Genomic DNA, 21,445 nt, shown 5'->3' with positions numbered 1-21,445 from the left:
AAATGTATTGGTGTAAAATTGCCAAAACAAATGAAGAATTTGAGGCGATTGCTCGATTGAATTATGAAACATTTGTAGAAGAAATTCCTCAGCATGAGGTAAATGCATCGCGAAAAAAAGTAGACCGATTTCATCAGGAGAATACCTATGTCGTTGTTTATAAGCAAACAGAATTAATTGGCATGTTGGCGTTCAGAGATCAACGACCATTTTCTATTGATGAAAAGATTGGTAAGGTCGAGCAGTATTTATCGAAGGAAAATTGTGAGAAGCTTTGTGAAATTCGTTTGCTTTCCGTGAAGAAAGGTTATCGAACGGGTCGAGTTCTATTGAAGCTTACTCAGGCCTTAACTACATTTGCCTACGAAAAAGGCTATTCTGCTGCAGTGATTTCAGGTACAACGAGAGAGGAAAAACTATATAAGCAGATGGGTTTTAAGCAGTTTGCACCAGCTGTCGGGGAAGAGGGTGCGATGTTTTTACCGATGATGCTCACTAGACATGAATTTGAACAATCATTACAACATAGACTAACGACGGAACCCTCTACATTTTATCCTGGGCCGGTGAGGCAATTAGAGACAATTGCTCATTCAGATTTATCACATCGTTCATTACCTTTTTATGCGCTTTATGAACGAGTGCAGAAGAGGTTACTGCATTTATCGAAGTCCAATCATGTTGGTGTAATCGTAGGAACGGGAACGCTAGCAAATGAAGTAATGCTTGCACAACTAAAGGCACAGCAATTAGGAAAAGGGCTTATTCTCACAAATGGAGAATTCGGTGAACGTTTACAGAAGCAAGCCGCTCGTTGGTCATTACATTATGATGTGGTAGAAAAAGAATGGGGAACAGTATTTGATGACAAAGAACTGGCTTCACAGCTTGAGACGGGGTCTTATCAGTGGATGTTGGCAGTACATGGTGAGACTTCCACGGGAACTTGTAATAACTTAGATATTCTTAAAAAGCTTGCTAAACAATACAATGTAAAGTTATGTATAGATTGTATTAGTTCGTTCGGTGCCATGCCGTTCTCTTTACAGGACTGCTATTTAGCTACGGCTGTGAGTGGTAAGGCCATTGGTGCGTTAAGTGGGCTAGCATTTGTATTTTCGCAATCACTTGCACCCCCATCTGCCGATCTACCCGCTTATCTTGATTTAGCAAATTATCAGCAAGGTGCCATACCATTTACATTACCTGCTGTATTACTGAGCAATGTGGAGACTGCATTGAAAGCCTATCCAGCACGTTATGAGCAGCTACAGCAACGCTTTCAATCACTGCTGCAGCTACCAATCATGCAATTTCAATATCCAACTACTCAATATCCGATGCTGATAACGGTTCAATTGCCTAATAATTATGCCAACCTACTTATTGATTTAGCATTAAACGGGCTATTCGTTCATGGTGAAAGCCAGTATTTACGCCAAAAGAATTTCATTCAATTTTCTGTGATACAACCAGATTTTGATGAAGCTTTGGCTCGACTTAGCGAGATACTGGGCTATTATGAACAGGTGATCGAGACTTTAACGTTACAAGAAAAAGTCCTTTAAATTTAAAGGCGAGCCAGTTGTGTTAAGGCCTATTAATAATTTTAAGCGTGCCTTTTGACCATTAATACCTGTGGCGAATATGGCGCCTAAGTCTTCTAGCATTTTACCGCCACCCATATAGCCATAAACACCTTCTGCGATTCCATTAAAGCAGCGGGAAACAAGTACAACTGGGATGTCTCGCTGTATAAGGCTTTCAATTCCCTTTACAACAGATGGCGGGACATTCCCTTGACCTAGTCCTTCTAGCACAACACCATCATATTTACATGCAAGCACGACATCCAATAAATCTTCTTCCATTCCAGCATACACTTTTAGCATGGCGACACGCTTAGATAAATTGTTAACATCTACATATTGTCGACGAATTGGTGCGTGATGGAATAAGATTCGGGATTTTGTAATAAGCCCAATCGGTCCATATTGCGGAGATTGGAAAGTATTTACAGAACTTGTGCTTGTTTTTGTTGTATTTACAGCAAGATGAACCTCATCATTCATCACAACAAGCACACCTTTATCACGTGCTTCTTCATCAACAGCTACTCGGACTGCCTCTACTAAATTATAAATCCCATCTGCTCCAAGTTCGTTAGATGAACGCATTGCTCCTGTTAGCACAATCGGAATGGCTAAGTTCGTAGTTAGCTCTAAGAAATAGGCGGTTTCTTCCAATGTATCCGTACCGTGTGTGATGACCACACCGTCAATTGGCTGTGCGTCAATTTGTTCCAAAATCAAGTTACGCAATAAAAGCATCTCTTTCGGTGTAATATGTGGAGAAGGAAGGTTAAAAGCTTCTATTTCGATAATGCTTGCTAGTGAAGCCAGTTTATTACTTTCCTTCATTAGAGGATTTTCCTTATTAGGCATGACCGCTCCTTCAGCACTCATCGCCATGGAGATTGTGCCGCCAGTATGAATTAATAAAATTGTTTTTTTCATAAAAAAATAAATCTCCTTTTAAAAAGTTTTTTTGTCATTACATGGTATAATAATAGCAGTCTATTGTTGAAAGGAGCCGGCATCATGATCATTTTATTATCTGCTGCCATTGCTCCCGGTCTAGCGCTTTTTAGTTATTTCTATTTGCGCAATCAGATGGCTACGGAGCCAAGAAGAACTTTACTACAAACGTTTTTATACGGCGCATTTTTAACGTTCCCAATCATGTTTTTACAGTATGTATTAACAGAGGAAGGGGTTTTTCGATATCTTTATCTTCAAGACGTACTATTTTCAAGTGTCATTGAAGAATTTTTTAAATGGTTTGTGCTATTAATTGCCATCTATAATCATATAGAATTTGATGACCCTTACGATGGTATATTGTACGGGGCAAGCATTTCACTTGGCTTTGCTACGATTGAAAATGTTCTTTATTTACTTTCATTTGGCTTAGACACGGCATTTATGCGAGCCTTATTACCAGTATCGAGTCATGCTTTGTTCGGTGTCGTAATGGGCTATTATTATGGACGGGCTAAGTTTTCGAAACTTGTTAAGACAAAAGAGATGATTGCTATGGCGCTTTGTGCACCAGTCGTACTTCACATTCTATACAATACAATATTATCATTCAAAGGTCACTGGGTTTATTTAATGATTCCTTTTATGTTGTTTTTATGGTGGTTTGGCTTGCGTAAAGTGAAGCTTGCACATTATCATCTGGTGCAGCATCTTCATATGCAAAAGAAAATATAAAGCGTAGAAATCGTCAAAGATTTCTACGCTTTATTTCATTTTTATCATGTATAAATTACTCCTTTTGTTTCAAGCTATAAAAAAAGGAGTGATAAAAGTGCGTTTAGTAAGCATACTTTTTGCTTTAATATTAGGAATTAGTATAATTGCGATTCCTCAAAATGATGCGAATGCATTTAGCGATCAGCAAATTACTCGGGGTGCCTATGGAGATGATGTCGTTGAATTGCAAGCGAGGCTACAATACTTAGGTTTTTATAAGAGTAAAATTGATGGCAAATTTGGCTACAACACATACTGGGCTTTACGTAATTTCCAAGAAAATTATGGGTTACCAGTAGACGGAATTGCAGGCGCTAAGACAAAGAAAGCGTTAACGGGCAATTCAGATTATGACGAAAAATGGGTGAAAGCTCAATTAAATGCAGGAAATCAATTTACTTATTATGGTGGGCAGCCACTTGATCAGCAAGTGAAAAAGAATACTAGTGGTGGCAGTAGCAATAGTAGTGGAAGTAGTAATAATAATGGAACACAGACACAAGTTCCTCCCAAATATACAGAGCGTGATTTACAGCTAATGGCGAATGCGGTATATGGAGAGGCAAGGGGAGAACCATATGAAGGACAAGTAGCGGTTGCCGCAGTTATTTTAAATCGTTTGGAAAGCCCAGATTTCCCGAATACTATTTCAGGTATCATTTTCCAACCGTTAGCATTTACGGCCGTTGCAGATGGGCAAATTTGGCTTGAGCCAAATGAGCGAGCAAAAGAGGCAGTTATTGATGCAATGAACGGCTGGGACCCTTCTGAAAATGCATTGTATTATTTCAATCCAAAAACTGCAACGAGCAAATGGATTTGGTCACGTCCACAAATTAAACAAATTGGAGAGCATATTTTCTGTTCATAGAAAGGAGGAACCTAGATGAAAACTTGGCTCGTGGTCTTAACGATTGCCGTTATTGGGTTAGGGGCATACAGTATTGATTTACATGGAGATAAAGAAGATTTACAACGTACCGTACTAGCACAATATACAGATAAGTTAACGGATGCATCTGAAAAACTTTCCCATCTTCAACGCTCAGTATCACAATCCCTGTTGTTTCAAGATGAGCAGGCGATTCACAATGAACTAGATTCGGTTTGGCGTTTAAGCTCAGAAGTTCGTTCTTCAATTGCGAATATTCCAATAGGACAAGAACTATCAAGTGAATGGATGAACTATCTAGGTCGACTTGGCGATGAAGCAAAAAGGACAGCGAAAACAGGGGATTATGAAGCTTGGCGTGAAAAAATGCCCCAGGTTTCAACGAATTTACAATCTCTTTCCGATGAATGGACAGCTGCAACCGTGGATTTCTATAAGCATGATGGGAAAATGGATGTTTGGCTACAACAAGTAGATAATAAAAATCCAAATAGCCAATTTGATACTGTAAAGGATACATTAAAGGGCTACGGCGAAAAGGATTTCCCGTTAACTTTATCTGAATCTGATTGGCAGAAAAAAATTGAGTTAAAGGCATTACAGGATGCAGTTATTACCGAAAAAGAAGCACTAGAGAAAGTGAAATACTTATTCCCAGTCATTAAAGATGCTACATTTACAGTTACAAAAAGTAGTGATACAGCACCATATCCTTTTTATCATATCCAATTCCACCAAGGGATTCGATTAGGCTATGTTGATTTAACAGAAAAGGGTGGACATTTATTATCCTATTTAGTAGAACGTCCTGTGGATGAAGCCAAGTTATCACAAGAGGAAATCATGAAAAAAGCGCAGGAATATGTGAAGAAATTAGGCATGAAAGATGTAGCCTATGTGGAATCACGAGAAAATCATCAAGCTTGGCATGTGACATTTGCTCGTGTCCATCCTGGAGATAATGCGTTAATCTACGCTGATGGTGTTCAATTGAAAGTGGCGAAAGATACAGGTGAGCTGTTAGGTGCAAATGCAATGGAATATATTCAAGAAGAAAATATTAAAAAGCAAACAGCTAAGCCGATTGATTGGAAAACGTTCTTCCAAGACGATATCCAAGTACAAGAGGTAAAAAATATCTACACAGATAATGGACAATTTGAGCAACGTCTTTGCTATGAGGTCATTGCATTGCGTGATGGTAATACGCAGGAAACATTTAGAATTGTTATTGATGCGGAAAACCATAATGTATTAAAAGTGGAATATCTAACTTAATCAATGATGCTTCCGCTCTGTATCAACTTGACATGAAAATACTACCAATTTTTATAGCCAAAATAAGCTTCTCATGAGATAATTAAACTATATTTTTCGCACGGGGAGATGCTCATGGAAATAAAAATTGGTACACAATTACAACTTGAACCAACTTATACAGAGCGTTTGGAGAAATTCCGCTGTAAAGTTGTAGAGCAAAAAGATAATATTCTATATATTGATTATCCGGTTAATATGGCAACAAAGAAAACGGCATTTTTAATAGATGGCTCAGAATTTAGAGCAACTTTTCGTACCGAGGATAAACAATCCTTTGCCTTTAATACAGAGGTAGTTGGCCGTAAAGCAGGTAATATCCCAATGATTATGTTGCATTGTCCAACACCAGAGGAGTTTATAAAAATTCAGCGACGAGAATACGTTCGTGTGGAGACACAAGTAGACGTTGCTATTCAGTTGAAAGATTATAAATATCAGCTTGTGACTGTGGATATTAGTGCAGGAGGCCTAGCAGTCATGTTGAAAGGTCAAGTAGCTTTCACTGAGGGTGATGAAGTAAAACTAACCATTGTATTGCCATTTGCTAATGGAGATGTCAAGTATGTCATTACGGAAGCGCTGATCGTACGTATTTTTGAAAAAGAGGATAAACGCATTGCAACAATCCAACTAACAGATACAGATGATGTCGATCAACAGCATATTGTCCGTTTTTGCTTTGAACGTCAATTAGTCAATCGTCGTAAAGAAATGAACCCTTTTAATGTTTAATATCCTTTATGAATATTTTGATGAAGCCCTCTCCTAGTAGAGGGCTTTTTTGAGGTTATATGATACAATAAGAGGTGCAGAAAGTAGGGAAGAATATGAAGAAAAACATTCAAATTGCGATAGACGGGCCTGCTGGTGCTGGCAAAAGTACAATCGCGAAAATTGTTGCTGAAGCACTTGGCTTTACTTACATTGACACAGGGGCAATGTATCGAGCAGTTACGTATAAAGCGATGCAACAAAACATACATTTAGATGATGAAGCAAAATTAGCAGAGATGCTTGAAGTAAGCACAATTGAATTAAAACCATCACCTCAGGGACAGCTTGTTTTTTTAGATGGTCACAATGTGTCAGCGGAAATACGCTCTAATGAGGTCACTTCATCAGTCTCACAAGTAGCTGCCCATGCGAAGGTTCGTGAGCTATTAGTTGCTCAACAGCAAAAACTTGCAGCTAATGGCGGTGTTGTCATGGATGGCCGCGATATTGCTACACATGTCTTAAAGGATGCAGAACTAAAGGTTTTCATGTCTGCAACAGTAGAGGAGCGTGCTAGACGACGCTTGATTGATAATCAAAAAAGAGGAATTGAGTCCTCTCTTGAAAAACTTCAGGAAGAAATAGCGCTACGTGATAAAAAGGATAGTGAGCGTGAAGCATCGCCACTGATTCAAGCTGAAGATGCGATTTTTTTAGATACAACAGCATTGTCCATTGATGATGCAGCACAAGCTATTTTAAAATTAGCAGAAGAAAAAATGCTATAAATCCTAAAATTTCAGACATTTTTTGAATTTAAAGGATTTATTTTTGTCTTTGTCTTCAATATCGAATAAAATAGTAAGGGAAGATGCGAAGGAGGGTTACATATGTCTGAAGAAATGAACTATGCAGAACAAACGTTTAACGAGGGTGATATCGTCAAAGGCATTGCCGCGCAAGTTGATGAAAAGGCAGTATCTGTATCAATTCCAGGTGCTCCGTTTGATGGTATTGTACCGATTAGTGAATTATCAAGCTTACACATTGAGAAAGCGTCTGATGTCATCTCAGTTGGAGATGAATTAGAATTGATGATTACAAAGGTTGAAGAAGAAAACTTTGTCCTATCAAAACGTAAAGTGGATGCTCTAAAAGCATGGGATACACTAGAGCAGCAATTTGCCGCTGAGGAAATCTTTGAAGCGGAAGTAAAGGATATTGTTAAAGGTGGTCTTGTCGTAGATTTAGGTGTACGTGGCTTTGTACCAGCATCGCTTGTAGAGGACTATTTTGTTGATGATTTTGAAGGCTATAAAGGGCAAACATTAAGCTTTAAAATTGTTGAGCTTGATAAGGATAAGAATCGCCTTATTTTATCTCACCGAGCAGTGGTTGAAGCAGAGAAAGCTTCACAAAAGAAAAATGTGATTAATCAAATAAAAGCTGGCGATGTATTGGATGGTAAAGTACAGCGTCTCGCGTCATTTGGTGCATTTATCGACCTAGGTGGTATTGATGGTCTTGTACACATCTCGCAAGTATCACATGAGCATGTGAGTGATGTGAGTGAGGTTTTAGCTGAAGGACAAGATGTAAAAGTAAAAGTTCTATCAGTGGACCCAGAAAATGAACGTATTTCTTTATCTATTAAGGAAACAATTCCTGGACCATGGTCTAATATTGAAGAACGTGCCGCTAAAGGCACTATTTTAGACGGTAGAGTGAAGCGACTTACTTCATTTGGCGCATTTGTGGAAGTATTCCCAGGCGTTGAAGGTTTAGTGCATATATCGCAAATTGCGCATAAGCACATTAACACGCCTCATGAAGCACTAAAAGAGGGACAAGAAGTACAGGTAAAGGTTCTTGATGTCAACGCTGACGAAGGCCGTCTAGCCCTTAGCATTAAAGAATTATTAGAAAATCCTGAAGCAGAAGAAGTAATCGACTATGAATTACCTGAAGAGAATACAGGCTTCTCATTCGGTGATGTGATTGGCGATAAACTAAAAAACTTTAAATAATGTATAAAGCGAGGATGCTTAAATGTATCCTCGCTATTTTTATGGTTGATAGGATTTTGAAAGTGAAGGATAGCGATTGAGGAGTGGATAAAATCTTTGAATTGAAGGATACAACTTTAAAAGTAGCGGATAAGATTTCAGAAGTGAAGGATAGTAATTAAAAAAAGGATAAAATCTTTGAATTGAAGGATAAAACTCTAAAAGTAGCGGATAAGATTCTCAAAATAAAGGATAGCAATTAAAAAGGCGATAGAACCTTTATAACATCTGATAGAGCGCTTAAAAAAATGAGGTAACACCTTTTATCACCATACATAGCGTTCTACATTATGGATATGATATGATATAATGGCATTTTTCGTGTATAATAGCGAAAGACAAGAAGTTGGAAGGATGAAGTACAGATGACGAAACCAGTAGTAGCCATCGTAGGTCGTCCGAACGTAGGTAAGTCGACGATTTTTAATCGTATCGTTGGAGAACGTGTTTCGATTGTGGAGGATATCCCAGGCGTAACACGTGACCGTATTTATAGTTCGGCAGAGTGGTTAACACACGATTTTAATATTATTGATACAGGTGGCATTGAAATTGGAGACGAGCCGTTTTTAGAACAAATTCGTCAACAAGCTGAAATCGCTATTGATGAAGCAGACGTTATTATTTTCATGACAAATGGTCGTGAAGGGGTAACGGCAGCAGATGAGCAAGTTGCTAAAATTCTATACAAAACAAAAAAACCAGTCGTATTAGCGGTCAATAAAATTGATAATCCTGATATGCGTGAAATGATTTATGATTTTTATGCACTTGGCTTCGGTGAACCTTGGCCTATTTCAGGTTCCCATGGTTTAGGTTTAGGGGATTTATTGGACGAATGTGCGAAACATTTCCCGAAAGAAGATGAAGAACAATACGGTGATGATGTCATTAAATTCTCTTTAATTGGTCGCCCGAATGTTGGGAAATCCTCTTTAGTGAATGCTTTCCTAGGGCAGGAACGTGTTATTGTTAGTAATATTGCAGGGACAACACGTGATGCGATTGATACACCTTATGCATATGATGGACAGGAATATGTCATTATTGATACGGCGGGTATGCGTAAAAAAGGAAAGATCTATGAAACAACCGAGAAATATTCTGTGTTACGTGCGCTACGTGCTATTGAACGCTCAGACGTTGTTTTAGTAGTGCTGAATGCAGAAGAAGGTATTCAGGAGCAAGATAAAAAAATCGCTGGCTATGCACATGAGGCTGGAAAAGCTGTGATCATTGTTGTGAATAAATGGGATGCCATTGAAAAAGATGAAAAAACAATGAATGTCTTTACACAGCAAATTCGTGAGCATTTCCTATTTTTAGATTATGCCCCAATTATTTTTGTATCGGCGAATACAAAACAGCGTGTGCATCAAATTTTACCGATTATCCAACGTGTCAGCGAGAATCATGCGATGCGTATTCAGTCCTCTATTTTAAATGAAGTGATTGAGGACTCAGTGGCTCGTAATCCAGCACCGACAGATAAAGGTCGTCGTTTACGTATTTACTATGCTACTCAGGTAGCGATTAAGCCACCAACATTCGTTATTTTTGTGAATGAACCTGAGCTTATGCATTTCTCATACGAACGCTTCTTAGAAAATCGCATCCGCGAAACATTTGACTTTGAAGGGACGCCAATTCGTTTAATTACACGTGCGCGTGCTTAAGGCAATAGCTATAGACATACAATACGCCAACCCGACATTATTGTTGGGTGGCGTCTTTTTACAAGAAAGAACTTACTTAATAGACAACCCAACAAAGGGAGGATTTTGTTATGGAAAAAGTTTGTGTGTTAGGGGCAGGCTCATGGGGTACTGCACTGGCAATGGTACTAGCGGAAAATGGACATGATACGCTTGTATGGACACATAGAGCTGAGCAGGCAGAAGAAATCAATCAACTGCATACGAATAAAAAATATTTACCAGAAACCATTCTACCTGTAAATTTACATGCGACGAGTGATATGGCACAGGTAGCTACTCATGCAGAAACCATTGTTGTGGCTGTTCCAACAAAAGCGATACGTGAAGTATGCGAGAAACTAACGGCTGAATTAACAAAAAAAGTGTTGTTTGTCCATGTTTCGAAAGGAATTGAGCCTGACTCATTAAAACGAATATCTGAGATTTTAGCAGAAAGCTTACCAGCAATGTATGTGGAAGAAATTGTTGTTCTTTCTGGGCCAAGTCATGCAGAAGAAGTGGTACTGCATCATCCTACAACGGTTACTGCAGCTTGTGCTAATATTGATGCTGCTGAAAAGGTACAGGATTTATTTATGAATCAGTTCTTCCGCGTCTATACAAATGAGGATATCATTGGTGTAGAAATAGGAGGAGCGTTGAAAAACGTTATCGCTTTAGCGGCAGGTATTACTGATGGCTTAAATTATGGAGACAATGCAAAAGCGGCACTTATTACGCGAGGTCTTGCAGAAATTTCACGGTTAGGTGTAAAAATGGGTGGTAATCCATTTACGTTCTCAGGACTTACAGGTATGGGGGACTTAATTGTAACCTGTACAAGTGTCCACTCGCGAAACTGGCGTGCAGGTAATATGTTAGGGCAAGGTATGAAGCTACAAGAAGTGCTGGATCAAATGGGCATGGTCGTAGAAGGTGTCCGTACCACGAAGGCAGCCTATCAATTAGCAGAGAAATATGATGTCGCCATGCCGATTTCCACAGAGCTCTATAGTGTGCTATTTAATGATGTTGAACCGAAAGTGGCAGTAGATGCCTTAATGATGCGTATGAAAAAACGAGAAATAGACGATATGAAGCATTAATATTAATTTTTTGATTAGACTTGTCATTAAATGGACATAAATAAGGTGTCTCAACGAATCTGTTGAGACGCCTTATTGTGTGCCACTAGTTGAATAGAAATACAAGCTAAAAGAGTTGTCCATTTCTTGATAGTTATGGGACAACTATTTCTTTTTAGCAAAAGCACATAGTATAATATACTTTGATTGTGTCTTGACATTCAAAGAAAGGTGGTTTTTTGAAATGGGCCCGTTAGCTCATATGCCTGCGCTTGATGTAATGTGGGTGTCGTTTTATTGCATCGCATTTATGATTATATCAGTCGGCTTAATTTATTTAGCGCGAAATAAGATTTCAAATGTATTTTTACGAACAGTCGTAAATTTATGTGCATACATACTGTTTGGACTTGGCACATTTTTAATGGTACTTGTAGTTGCCACTTGGCCAGCATAAATAATAATGAGGTGTCAGTAACATGAAAAAACTAAGTGTTTTGCTGTTGGTATTTGCAACCGCCATACTGTTAGTAGGATGTGCGTACCCAGAAGAAGAAAAAAGGGCTAAGGTCACGCCTGATGTCGATCAACTAGCGGCAGTTCAACGTGCTGTGGATGAATACCGTGAAGCAACAGGTGGACTAGTACCAATTAAAAATAGCGAGCTAGATACGGATATCTATATCAAATATTTAATCGATTTTGAAAAACTTATGCCGAAGTATTTGACGACAATTCCTGGAAATGCCTATGAAAAAGGTGGTATATATCAATATATCATTTGGGACCCTGAAAATGAGGCATCGGTCAAATTAGTAGATTTAAACGCGGCAGAGCGTATACGTGAAATAGGTATTCGTAAACTATCTACACAGTATTTACCAATAAAAGGGTCAATTTCAGATAATGTTTATCAGATCAACTATAAAGATTTGGGTTATAAAACAGAGGTAACTGTAAAAAGTCCCTATTCTGGCGTCGAGTTACCGCTTTTCATGACTGGTGATGGTGAATTACATGTAGACTATGCTGTGGATTTAGGCCAGCTTTTAAAAGAGGATAAGCCGAATGTAAAGCCAGGTGATGATATTCGCCAACTGCTTGTCGACAAATTTCCAGTGGTGCCTGCCTATTCTATTCCATATACAGTGGACGAGAATGGAGAGCCTATCTATGATATGAAAACGTATAATGCGGATGTCAAAAAAGCGAAAGAATTACAAAAACAAGAGGCAGAAGCCGCCGAGAAAAAAGAGAAATAGCAAACAAGCTCCTTACATTTGTGAGGGGCTTTTTCATATTTGTCTACAGGCTCGCATATAGTGAAAAAGCGTAGATAAAGGAGGCAGAAACCTTGAGTGAAGCAGTATTTAGAGAAATTGCAGAGCGCACAAATGGCGATGTTTATATTGGTGTTGTCGGTCCAGTACGTGTAGGTAAATCAACATTTGTAAAAAAGGTAATGGAATCAGTCGTGTTACCAAACATTGTGGATGAAACGGAAAGAATGCGAGCACAAGATGAGTTGCCACAAAGTTCTCCGGGGCCAGTCATTATGACTGCTGAGCCGAAGTTTGTGCCTGCCCAAGCAACCCGTATTGTGGTCGGTGAAGATGAAATGCCATTCCAAATTCGATTAGCAGATTGTGTTGGTTATATTATCGATGGGACAAAAGGCTATGAGGATGAAAATGGACCAAAATTTGTTCATACGCCTTGGCATACGGAGCCAATTCCATTTCAGGAAGCCGCTAAAATTGGCACAGATAAGGTGATTCGCGATCATGCGAATATTGGTATTGTCGTAACGACTGATGGTACAGTGAACGGAATCAGTCGACGAGCAGCAGAGAAGGCAGAAGAGGAAATTGTAGAGCAATTAAAAGATATCGGCAAACCATTTGTCATCTTACTCAATTGCCAAATGCCTGCGAGAGAAGAAACGGTTCAGCTTCGCAATGAATTGTTTGAACGTTACAATGTCCCTGTTATTGCGATGTCCATTGATCAAATGAGAGAAACGGATATTCAATATATTTTACAAGAGGCGTTATTTGAATTCCCAATTCGTACCATTGAGGTGGAAAAACCAGACTGGCTGGATGTATTAGATGCTACACATCCATTAAATGTTGCATTGATTGATTCGATGGAGGAAGTCCTTTCTTCTGTTATGAAAATTCGAGATGTGCAACAGGCGTCAGATGCCTTTAAAGCCATTGACTTTATTGACCAAAGTGAAGTTGTTCATGTAGATGCAGGTGTAGGAACAGCTGTAATTCGGGTATCCCTACAGGGTGAATTGTATAAATCAGTTTGTAATGAATGGCTAGAAGAACCAATTGAAACGAAAAAAGATTGGTTACTCTTTATCAAAGAGGCGGCAGAGGCAAAAGAGGCCCAAAAACGATTTAAAAGTGCTATTCACGATGCTGATACGACAGGCTATGGCGTGACATTGCCAATGATGCAGGAATTTGAGCCAACAGCCCCAGAGCTCATTAAACAGAATAATTTCTTCGGCGTACGAATGAAGGCAAAAGCACCATCCTATCATATTATCCGAGTTGATATGGAGTCAGAATTTGCACCGTTAATTGGCTCAGAGTTCCATAGTCAGCAACTTCTAAAAGATTTAAATCATGCTTATTTACATGATCGTGATGCCTTATGGAATACACAATTATTTGGCACACCATTGCATGAAGTATTAAAAGAGGGGATTCGCTATAAAATGGATGCAGTTCCACCTACTGCCAAAAAACGTATGCGTCAGACGATTGAACGTATGGTTAACGAAGGAGATCGTGGTTTAGTAACATTTATTTTATAGTGATAAAATTCAGAAAAAATGCAAAAAATATACGCAGGGCTTTTCGTTTTTATGCGAAAAGTCCTTTTATTTTTGTTTTTTGGGTGAAAAACTGATTTTTTGGTTATAATCATGTATGAATACAGTTGCGTAGCGGTTTTCTATGTGTTACTCTTTTTACAGAATTGGTTCATGACCCTTTGAGAGGAGGTGAATGGTGTGAATAAAACAGAATTAGTAAACTCTGTTGCTGAAGCTGCAGGTCTTTCTAAAAAAGACGCTTCTAAAGCAGTTGAAGCTGTATTTGATACAATTCAAGATGCTCTTGCAAAGGGTGACAAAGTACAATTAATTGGTTTTGGTAACTTTGAAGTACGTGAACGTGCGGCTCGTAAAGGTCGTAACCCACAAACTGGTAAAGAAATCGAAATCGCTGCTAGCAAGGTGCCTGCTTTCAAACCAGGTAAAGCGCTTAAAGACGCGGTAAAATAATACACGTCTAGTAGTTACATAGAGCAGTCTTCATGTTAACGAACATGAAGGCTGCTCTTTTTAACTTCAAATTTGAATATTACATAATAATATACAGTGATTTTCTTATCTAGAAGCGAATTTCTGATGAATCAGGTAAGTCATTTTGCGCTTACCTTTTGGATGTGCTACGATGCATAGGGAAATGTGTAATGTTTTGATATGCAGGAGGGTTTTTTGATGTCGAATATTGATTTATTAAAAATAGAAAAAGCGGTAAAAATGATTTTAGAAGCGGTAGGTGAAGATGTAAATCGTGAAGGTTTATTGGATACGCCGAAGCGTGTAGCAAAAATGTATGCCGAAATGTTCAGCGGCTTGCATGAGGATGCTAAAGATTATTTTAAAACGGTATTTCATGAGGATCATGAAGAACTAGTGCTTGTCAAAGATATACCTTTTTATTCGATGTGTGAGCATCATCTAGTACCATTCTATGGCAAAGCACATGTTGCATACATACCAAATGACGGCGTTGTTGCTGGACTGAGTAAGTTAGGACGTGCAGTGGAGACGATTGCCCGCAGACCACAACTACAAGAGCGTATTACCTCTTCAGTAGCAGACACAATAATGGAGATGCTTTCGCCAAAAGGTGTCTATGTTGTGATCGAGGCTGAGCATATGTGTATGACAATGCGTGGATTAAAAAAACCTGGTTCTAAAACGGTGACATCTGTTGCACGCGGTATTTATGAGGAAGATGAAGTGAAACGTAGAGAAGTACTATCATTTATTCAAATGTCTTAAATTGCGTGTCTAATTATGTTATGATGAACTAAGAATTTGTCGGATTTAAGGAGTGTACAAAGATGTCACAAGATTATATTGTTATTCAAGCAGAAGAAGATGGTGTACATGTCATTGGATTAACACGTGGAACTGATACGAAATTCCATCATTCAGAGAAATTAGATGCCGGCGAAGTAATGATTGCTCAATTTACAGAACACACGTCTGCCATGAAAATACGCGGTAAAGCGCAAATTCATACAGCACATGGCGTGATCAATAGCGAAGCGAAAAAATAAGAAATTTTGTTTCTGACGATAGGTTTTAATGCTGTTCAACGTTCTACAACACATATAAAAACACTAGATGTGAAAAACTTAGTATAAGGTCTATGGGCAGTTAGCATTCCAACATTCAATTATGGGAGAGCTTTACTGCCTGTGCTATGAAGAAAGCAAATTTTTTTTATTCCGCATCGTTGCGTATGCTATAATGACTCAGTAAGCAAGCGTTTGGCCTTGTATAGGGCTAACGTATCTGAAAGTGAAATGGAGTAAGGTCTATGAATGCAACATACATTCAAAATTCAATTGCACAGTTAAAAACAGAGATTTTCATGGATGTTCGTCATAGAACTTTGCAAAAATACACAGGTGTACCTGTGCTAGATGAAAATCAACTGTTTTATTTGTTAATCCCGTTTTTGAATGGTGAAGAGTGGCAACAAGAGCAACAAGAGGCTGCAATTACTGTTGGCATAGTGTACGCAGCATTAGCGGCTCACGATCATATAAAAGAATTAGACGCAACATCAAAAGAACAGCAGCTTACCGTATTAGCTGGGGATTTTTATAGTGGTCGTTATTATGAAATATTAGCAATGTCAGGGAATGTTGCATTAATTCGAAACTTGTCACAAGGTATTGTGGCACGATGTGAAAACCAAATTAAGGTTTATGAAAATAAACAACGAACAATGGAACAGTGGTATACATCGATGAGTACGATAGAATCTGGGTTAATTGCTCAATTTTTTGATCTTTATTCTTTCAGTGAATATATACCACTTATAGAAAAAAGCTTATTAATCTTGCGTTTAGAAAAAGAATGGACAGCTTATCAACGTGGGCAAATGTCTTTAATGGGTAAGGCACTAGAAGAAAGTGTCAGACGTAATGGCGCAAGCTTTAATAGCGTCATCCAAGGGAAAATTGTGCATTTAAAAACAGAGCTATCACAGATCATTAATCAGGCATCCTTTTTACAAAGTGATATCAAACAAGCTTTACATGCACATGTAGAGGCATCCATTGCTTCTACTAACGGATAAGAGAGGTTTTTCAAAATGGCTAAAACGAAAGAAGAACACGTTCACGAAGTATTTGAAAGTATTTCGGAAAACTACGATAAAATGAATGGTGTAATTAGTTTCCAGATGCATGTTGGCTGGCGTAACGATACGATGAAGCACATGGCTGTAAAACCTGGATCAAAAGCACTTGATGTATGCTGTGGCACCGCAGACTGGACAATCGCATTGGCAGAGGCTGTTGGTGAAAGTGGAGAAGTAAAAGGGCTTGACTTTAGTCAAAACATGCTGAAAGTTGGCGAAAAAAAGGTAGAGCCATACCCACAAATTGAACTCATTCATGGAAATGCGATGGAGTTGCCTTTTCCTGATGATACGTTTGATTATGTGACAATCGGCTTTGGTCTTCGCAATGTACCTGATTATTTACAAGTTTTGAAGGAAATGCATCGTGTTGTTAAACCAGGTGGAATGGTGGTTTGTTTAGAAACATCTCAATCTGAAATCCCTGGTTATCGTCAGCTGTTCCGTTTTTATTTTAAATTTATAATGCCGATATTTGGTAAAATATTTGCGAAAAGCTATAAGGAGTATTCTTGGCTTCAGGAATCTGCGAATGATTTCCCAGGTATGAAAAGGTTAGCGGCATTGTTTGAGCAGGCAGGATTAGAAAAAGTAACGTACAAAGCATACAGTGGCGGGGCTGCGGCAATGCATATGGGCTTTAAAAAGATACGTTAATGGGGGAAGGTTTTCACACGTGGAAAAGATGAAGTTAAAACTACTCTATTCCGATTTGAAATCAGATATCGAAATCATTGAACAAGAGTTAGAAAAAGCGGTGGACTCATCTTCATATTTGATCAACGATGCTTCTCTCCATTTATTACAAGCTGGTGGCAAACGGATAAGACCAATTTTTGTGTTACTAGGCGCAAAATTTGGTGATTATGACATTGAGAAGATGAAGGATGTAGCAGTGCCTTTAGAACTCATTCATATGGCATCGCTTGTACATGATGATGTCATTGACGACTCCAATATGCGAAGAGGACGCCCAACTGTCAAATCACAGTGGAATAACAGGGTAGCAATGTACACAGGCGATTTTATTTTCGCACGTGCGCTGGAATATATAACAAAGTTAGAAGACCCACTTGTTCATCAAATTTTAGCCCGTACGATGGTGGAGATTTGTAACGGTGAAGTCATTCAAATTGAAGATAAATTTAGATTAGATCAAGGTTTAAAAGATTATTTTAGAAGAATCAAACGTAAAACAGCATTACTTATTTCTTCAAGCTGTGAGCTAGGAGCTGTGGCAGCGGGGGTTGATGCTAAAACAGTTCGGCATTTAAAGCGCTTCGGCTACTTTGTAGGCATGAGCTTCCAAATTATCGATGATGTTTTAGATATTATGGCAACCGATAAAGAACTAGGGAAGCCAGCAGGTAGTGACTTACTACAGGGCAATATTACTTTACCGATTTTATTGTTGAAAGATGATCCGGAGATGCAACCATACTTAGTTAAAGTGTTTGCAGGCACGTTAACAGAATCGGAACGTCAAAATATGTTGCAATATGTGCGTAAATCTCATGCGATTGAGCAAGCTAATCGTATGAGTGATAAATATTTGAAAAAAGCCTTACAAGAAATTGATGCTTTACCAAAACATCCCGTTAAGAAAAAATTACGTGATGTAGCATTGTTCATGGGTAAGCGCAAATTCTAGCTTTTTGTTGTACAAAAGCTCATTTTTTGTTAATATTTATCGGTAGGTGTAAAACCTGTTAGACGAATTTAAGGAGTGTTTTAAACATGGCAATTGAACAAACTTTTTTAATGGTTAAGCCTGACGGCGTTGAACGTCAAGTAATTGGAGACATCGTTGATCGTTTCGAACGTCGCGGTTTTGTAATGAAAGGTGCTAAATTAATGGTAATTCCTAAAGAATTAGCAGAAAAGCACTATGCTGAGCATGCTGAGCGTCCATTCTTTGGTGAATTAGTTGATTTCATCACTTCTGGTCCTGTATTCGCTATGGTATGGGAAGGCGAGAACGTAATCAAGCTTGCACGTACAATGATGGGTGCAACGAAACCTGAAGAATCTAACCCAGGAACAATCCGTGGAGACTACGCAACAACTGTTTCTCACAACATCATCCACGGTTCTGACTCTCTTGCTTCTGCAGAGCGCGAAATCGGCTTATTCTTCGGTGAAGATTTAGTTTAATTTGTGAATCTAAGAAGCGTAGCGAAAATAACTACGAATAGAACTCAATAAAAAAATCATCTATTTTTCCGATGTAACTTTTACCTTCTAACAAAAAATGTTAGGGGGTTTTTTATTTGTCAAAATCATTCAATAAAGTTAACACAAACATTGATTTAAGCTTATTGACTATCAAAACTGAAAAAGAACCAAAGAAAGAAATGGTGACAAAAATCAATAACTCAATAGTTAAAATGGATACGTTTGATGAATTGGACAACAGAAATATAACCATTAAACACGCCATACAAATTTTAAATCAACAATGGCGACTAAACGGATTAAGACCAAGGACAATTGATAGTTACAACTATAATTTTAAGCGATTTGTTGAAGTTACTAAAGTTGAATATCTCCATGAAATAAACAATGAAAAAATTTATCAATATTTATCAAGTTTCAAAAATGCAAAGGACACATCTCTACATGGTCGTTTAAAGCAAATTAAAGCCGTTTTAAGCAAGTGTCACGATAATGGTTGGTATAACTCAAAGTTTTGGACAAACATCAAAATAAAAGTAAATACAAGCGTTAAGGAAGCTACTACGGAAAGTGAACTGGCACTCTTGTTATCACTTTTGGATAAATCAACGTATTCGGGATTACGTGATAGTATAGCGATTTTACTTTTATACAAAACAGGTATTCGAATTAAAACATTGGGAGCTTTAAGAGAACAGAATATTGATTTTGAAAATATGCTTTTGAAGTTACAGGGAGAGATAATGAAATCGCATAGACCATTGATTCTCCCTTTAGATGATGAAATGTGTACTTTATTAAGAGAGCTAATTTCAATAAATGATGATGTTAGGAAAGAACATAGAGAAAAGAATGATTATATCTTTCTTTCAAACATAGGCGTACCAATCTCAAATACAGTTTCACCGTCCAATTTAATTGCAAAAAATTTATGGGTATACAGTAACAAGTGGAATTTAAAGAACATTAATCCTCATTCTATTAGAAGGTTGTATGCTCATAATTTGGTGAAACGTGGGGCGGATATAAACTTAGTATCTCATGCTTTAGCGCATTCTGACTTATCGACAACTACGAGATATTTGGGGTTAGATGTTGATACAGTAGCAAAGAATTTACGTGATTTTTTATAACATATACTTCTTCTCAGAGTTAGTTTAAAGCGATAGCGAAAAGCTTATATTTGCCCCGCTTCCAGAACTACTTGTATATGTGTCTAAACGAGATGAAAAATAGGGCTACTATTGATAGCCCTATTCCTTAGTTTGTTTATTTTTCCAATTATTTTGGATTTGCAATAGCTCGTTAATTTGTTTTAACACAAACTCTTGATAATCAGGATTTAACTCTTTGAAAATTGTCATAGCCATTTCAAATTTAGTATCAGCAGGGCTTTTAAACATCTCACCTTCACCAGTATTTAGCCAATTTTCATTCACATTGAAAGTGATACAAATCAATCTGATGATGCGGTCATTTACCTTTCGATGCTCTAATTCAATGCCTGCTATATGACTATTGGATATTGAAATAGCTTTAGCAAATTTGGCTTGCGATAAATTCAGTTCAGTTCGTACTTGTTTAACACGTTGATTGATAGTAGTAGACAATAGATATCACCTCGTTAGTATTCAAAATATCATATATCCACTCACATTGAAAGTAAATATAAATAAAATGCAGTTGAATTACTCTCTATGTAATTATATAATACTCTCATAAGGTGTGAATAAGGAGGGGTTTCATGGAAAACGAAGACCAATACAAGCAACTAGAGTCCAGCTTTAAAAGGTTAGATGAAGAAGGAAAGCGTTATATACTTGGTATTTTACATGCACTAGAGTTTGCCCAATCGAATCAAGTTGTGGGTGTAACCAAGCCTAAGAAAAAAGATGGCGAGAAAGAAGATTGATGGTACATATACAGCTATATGAGTGTTTATCTTAATTGAAGCGGGTCATAGGGTTTTCAATAATGTAAATTATAGGAGGGGAATAATGTTAAAAAAAGTAGGAGTTCTATTATTACTAGGTGCGACATTAACAGGGTGTTCTGATAAATTGGATGAAACCACAGAAGAAGTAAATAAAAAAGATGAAGTTGCGTTATCTACAACCAAGATGATTGCGGAAAGCGATAGTACAGCTAATATTGAGGAATATCTCAGCGATATGCAAAGATTTAAAGAAAACATATATATAGAATTAAAAGCTATGGAAGCATTGAGTCAGAAAATGGCTGATAATCCTCTAATAATAGAAGATAAAGAATTTGTATCGAGGATAACTGGTGTAGCTAAAGAAGTTAGAGATAATTACAAATTTATTAAAGAGATGGGTGTACCCGATGAATTATTAAACTATCATTCACGAATGATAGAGGTATTTAAGGAGTTAGAATTAGGTGCAAATTTATATGAAAAAGGTTCATTAGAAAAAAATGTTGAAACGGTACTTGAATCATCAAGGCATTTTGTAGTGGCTGTGAATTTACTTGATTCAGCTACAACAGAATTGAACACAATTTATAAAGCTAGTGATGATGAGATTTATGAATTTATGGTGCAGTCATACAGTGCATTAACTAATAATGGGGAAAATTATAATCCTGAAATACATGATGCACAGGTATCTAAATTAGCAAGTGAGAAATATGGAATAAGTGAAGAAGAGGCAGACAGAATATATATTCAGAAAGAAATGTCACGTTAA

The 21,445-nt window shown here is 37.7% G+C and carries 24 protein-coding genes; 22 read left to right on the top strand and 2 right to left on the bottom strand.

Annotation, left to right across the window (positions count from 1 at the left end; genetic code table 11):
• Positions 1-2 precede the first annotated feature (2 nt).
• Positions 3-1,568, top strand: a complete 1,566-nt coding sequence (locus tag ACMGGO_RS15685; RefSeq protein ID WP_420282033.1) for an aminotransferase class V-fold PLP-dependent enzyme — start codon at positions 3-5, stop codon at positions 1,566-1,568.
• Here the strand turns inward: ACMGGO_RS15685 and ACMGGO_RS15680 are convergent.
• Entirely contained in the window at positions 1,548-2,516 is a 969-nt protein-coding gene (locus ACMGGO_RS15680; RefSeq protein WP_258860450.1) for an asparaginase, read from the bottom strand. The genes ACMGGO_RS15685 and ACMGGO_RS15680 overlap by 21 nt on opposite strands.
• An 84-nt stretch (positions 2,517-2,600) precedes the next feature.
• Here ACMGGO_RS15680 and prsW point away from each other — a divergent pair, with 84 nt between their 5' ends.
• The 19 genes from prsW to ACMGGO_RS15585 all read left to right on the top strand — a co-directional run bounded on the left by prsW (position 2,601) and on the right by ACMGGO_RS15585 (position 19,867).
• Positions 2,601-3,275, top strand: a complete 675-nt coding sequence (gene prsW / locus ACMGGO_RS15675) for a glutamic-type intramembrane protease PrsW (protein ID WP_004232588.1) — start codon at positions 2,601-2,603, stop codon at positions 3,273-3,275.
• Positions 3,276-3,372: 97 nt separating this feature from the next.
• On the top strand, positions 3,373-4,188 hold the full coding sequence (gene sleB, locus ACMGGO_RS15670; protein ID WP_048389795.1) for a spore cortex-lytic enzyme: 816 nt from the start codon (positions 3,373-3,375) through the stop codon (positions 4,186-4,188).
• Between the two features lie 15 nt (positions 4,189-4,203).
• Positions 4,204-5,487, top strand: a complete 1,284-nt coding sequence (locus tag ACMGGO_RS15665) for a PepSY1/2 domain-containing protein (protein WP_048389800.1) — start codon at positions 4,204-4,206, stop codon at positions 5,485-5,487.
• 114 nt (positions 5,488-5,601) lie between these two features.
• Positions 5,602-6,261 (top strand): flagellar brake protein, encoded by a 660-nt coding sequence (locus ACMGGO_RS15660; protein WP_054550705.1) that lies wholly within the window; start codon positions 5,602-5,604, stop codon positions 6,259-6,261.
• Positions 6,262-6,356: 95 nt separating this feature from the next.
• Positions 6,357-7,031, top strand: coding sequence for a (d)CMP kinase (cmk, locus tag ACMGGO_RS15655; RefSeq protein WP_048389802.1), 675 nt, complete (start codon positions 6,357-6,359; stop codon positions 7,029-7,031).
• A gap of 102 nt (positions 7,032-7,133) precedes the next feature.
• Complete coding sequence (gene rpsA / locus ACMGGO_RS15650) at positions 7,134-8,270, top strand: 30S ribosomal protein S1 (RefSeq protein ID WP_048389803.1); 1,137 nt, start codon at positions 7,134-7,136, stop codon at positions 8,268-8,270.
• 404 nt (positions 8,271-8,674) lie between these two features.
• A complete protein-coding gene (gene der / locus ACMGGO_RS15645; protein WP_004232601.1) occupies positions 8,675-9,985 on the top strand; it encodes a ribosome biogenesis GTPase Der in 1,311 nt (436 codons plus the stop codon).
• A 110-nt stretch (positions 9,986-10,095) separates the two neighbouring features.
• A complete protein-coding gene (locus ACMGGO_RS15640; RefSeq protein WP_016993349.1) occupies positions 10,096-11,112 on the top strand; it encodes an NAD(P)H-dependent glycerol-3-phosphate dehydrogenase in 1,017 nt (338 codons plus the stop codon).
• A 223-nt stretch (positions 11,113-11,335) separates the two neighbouring features.
• On the top strand, positions 11,336-11,548 hold the full coding sequence (locus tag ACMGGO_RS15635) for a DUF2768 domain-containing protein (RefSeq protein ID WP_004232605.1): 213 nt from the start codon (positions 11,336-11,338) through the stop codon (positions 11,546-11,548).
• A 22-nt stretch (positions 11,549-11,570) separates the two neighbouring features.
• Positions 11,571-12,353, top strand: a complete 783-nt coding sequence (locus ACMGGO_RS15630) for a hypothetical protein (RefSeq protein ID WP_420282032.1) — start codon at positions 11,571-11,573, stop codon at positions 12,351-12,353.
• 92 nt (positions 12,354-12,445) lie between these two features.
• Positions 12,446-13,924, top strand: a complete 1,479-nt coding sequence (spoIVA, locus tag ACMGGO_RS15625; RefSeq protein ID WP_016993351.1) for a stage IV sporulation protein A — start codon at positions 12,446-12,448, stop codon at positions 13,922-13,924.
• A 198-nt stretch (positions 13,925-14,122) separates the two neighbouring features.
• Complete coding sequence (locus ACMGGO_RS15620; RefSeq protein WP_004232618.1) at positions 14,123-14,395, top strand: HU family DNA-binding protein; 273 nt, start codon at positions 14,123-14,125, stop codon at positions 14,393-14,395.
• A gap of 219 nt (positions 14,396-14,614) precedes the next feature.
• Positions 14,615-15,184: a GTP cyclohydrolase I FolE gene (folE, locus tag ACMGGO_RS15615; protein ID WP_066037616.1), complete on the top strand. Its 570-nt coding sequence runs from the start codon at positions 14,615-14,617 to the stop codon at positions 15,182-15,184.
• Between the two features lie 62 nt (positions 15,185-15,246).
• Entirely contained in the window at positions 15,247-15,465 is a 219-nt protein-coding gene (mtrB, locus tag ACMGGO_RS15610) for a trp RNA-binding attenuation protein MtrB (RefSeq protein ID WP_004232621.1), read from the top strand.
• A 263-nt stretch (positions 15,466-15,728) separates the two neighbouring features.
• Entirely contained in the window at positions 15,729-16,496 is a 768-nt protein-coding gene (locus ACMGGO_RS15605) for a heptaprenyl diphosphate synthase component 1 (protein WP_420282031.1), read from the top strand.
• Positions 16,497-16,511: 15 nt separating this feature from the next.
• Entirely contained in the window at positions 16,512-17,216 is a 705-nt protein-coding gene (locus ACMGGO_RS15600; protein ID WP_048389815.1) for a demethylmenaquinone methyltransferase, read from the top strand.
• A gap of 19 nt (positions 17,217-17,235) precedes the next feature.
• Entirely contained in the window at positions 17,236-18,210 is a 975-nt protein-coding gene (gene hepT / locus ACMGGO_RS15595) for a heptaprenyl diphosphate synthase component II (RefSeq protein ID WP_054550708.1), read from the top strand.
• A gap of 86 nt (positions 18,211-18,296) precedes the next feature.
• Positions 18,297-18,713 carry a nucleoside-diphosphate kinase gene (ndk, locus tag ACMGGO_RS15590; RefSeq protein ID WP_004232627.1) on the top strand — a complete coding sequence of 139 codons (417 nt, stop codon included), beginning with the start codon at positions 18,297-18,299 and terminating at the stop codon, positions 18,711-18,713.
• A gap of 116 nt (positions 18,714-18,829) precedes the next feature.
• Positions 18,830-19,867 (top strand): tyrosine-type recombinase/integrase, encoded by a 1,038-nt coding sequence (locus ACMGGO_RS15585; protein WP_053994320.1) that lies wholly within the window; start codon positions 18,830-18,832, stop codon positions 19,865-19,867.
• 120 nt (positions 19,868-19,987) lie between these two features.
• Here ACMGGO_RS15585 and ACMGGO_RS15580 read toward each other — a convergent pair whose 3' ends face one another.
• Positions 19,988-20,344 (bottom strand): helix-turn-helix transcriptional regulator, encoded by a 357-nt coding sequence (locus ACMGGO_RS15580; RefSeq protein WP_221680602.1) that lies wholly within the window; start codon positions 20,342-20,344, stop codon positions 19,988-19,990.
• Between the two features lie 134 nt (positions 20,345-20,478).
• On the opposite strand from ACMGGO_RS15580, the gene ACMGGO_RS15575 reads away from it, so the two are divergent.
• Positions 20,479-20,646, top strand: a complete 168-nt coding sequence (locus tag ACMGGO_RS15575) for a hypothetical protein (protein WP_420282030.1) — start codon at positions 20,479-20,481, stop codon at positions 20,644-20,646.
• Positions 20,647-20,731: 85 nt separating this feature from the next.
• A complete protein-coding gene (locus ACMGGO_RS15570; RefSeq protein ID WP_340810769.1) occupies positions 20,732-21,445 on the top strand; it encodes a hypothetical protein in 714 nt (237 codons plus the stop codon).

The organism is Lysinibacillus sp. BNK-21 (assembly GCF_048684915.1).
GTDB lineage: Bacteria > Bacillota > Bacilli > Bacillales_A > Planococcaceae > Lysinibacillus > Lysinibacillus capsici.
The sequence above is the reverse complement of the archived record's forward strand: the minus strand, read 5'-3'. Positions and strand labels throughout refer to the sequence as shown.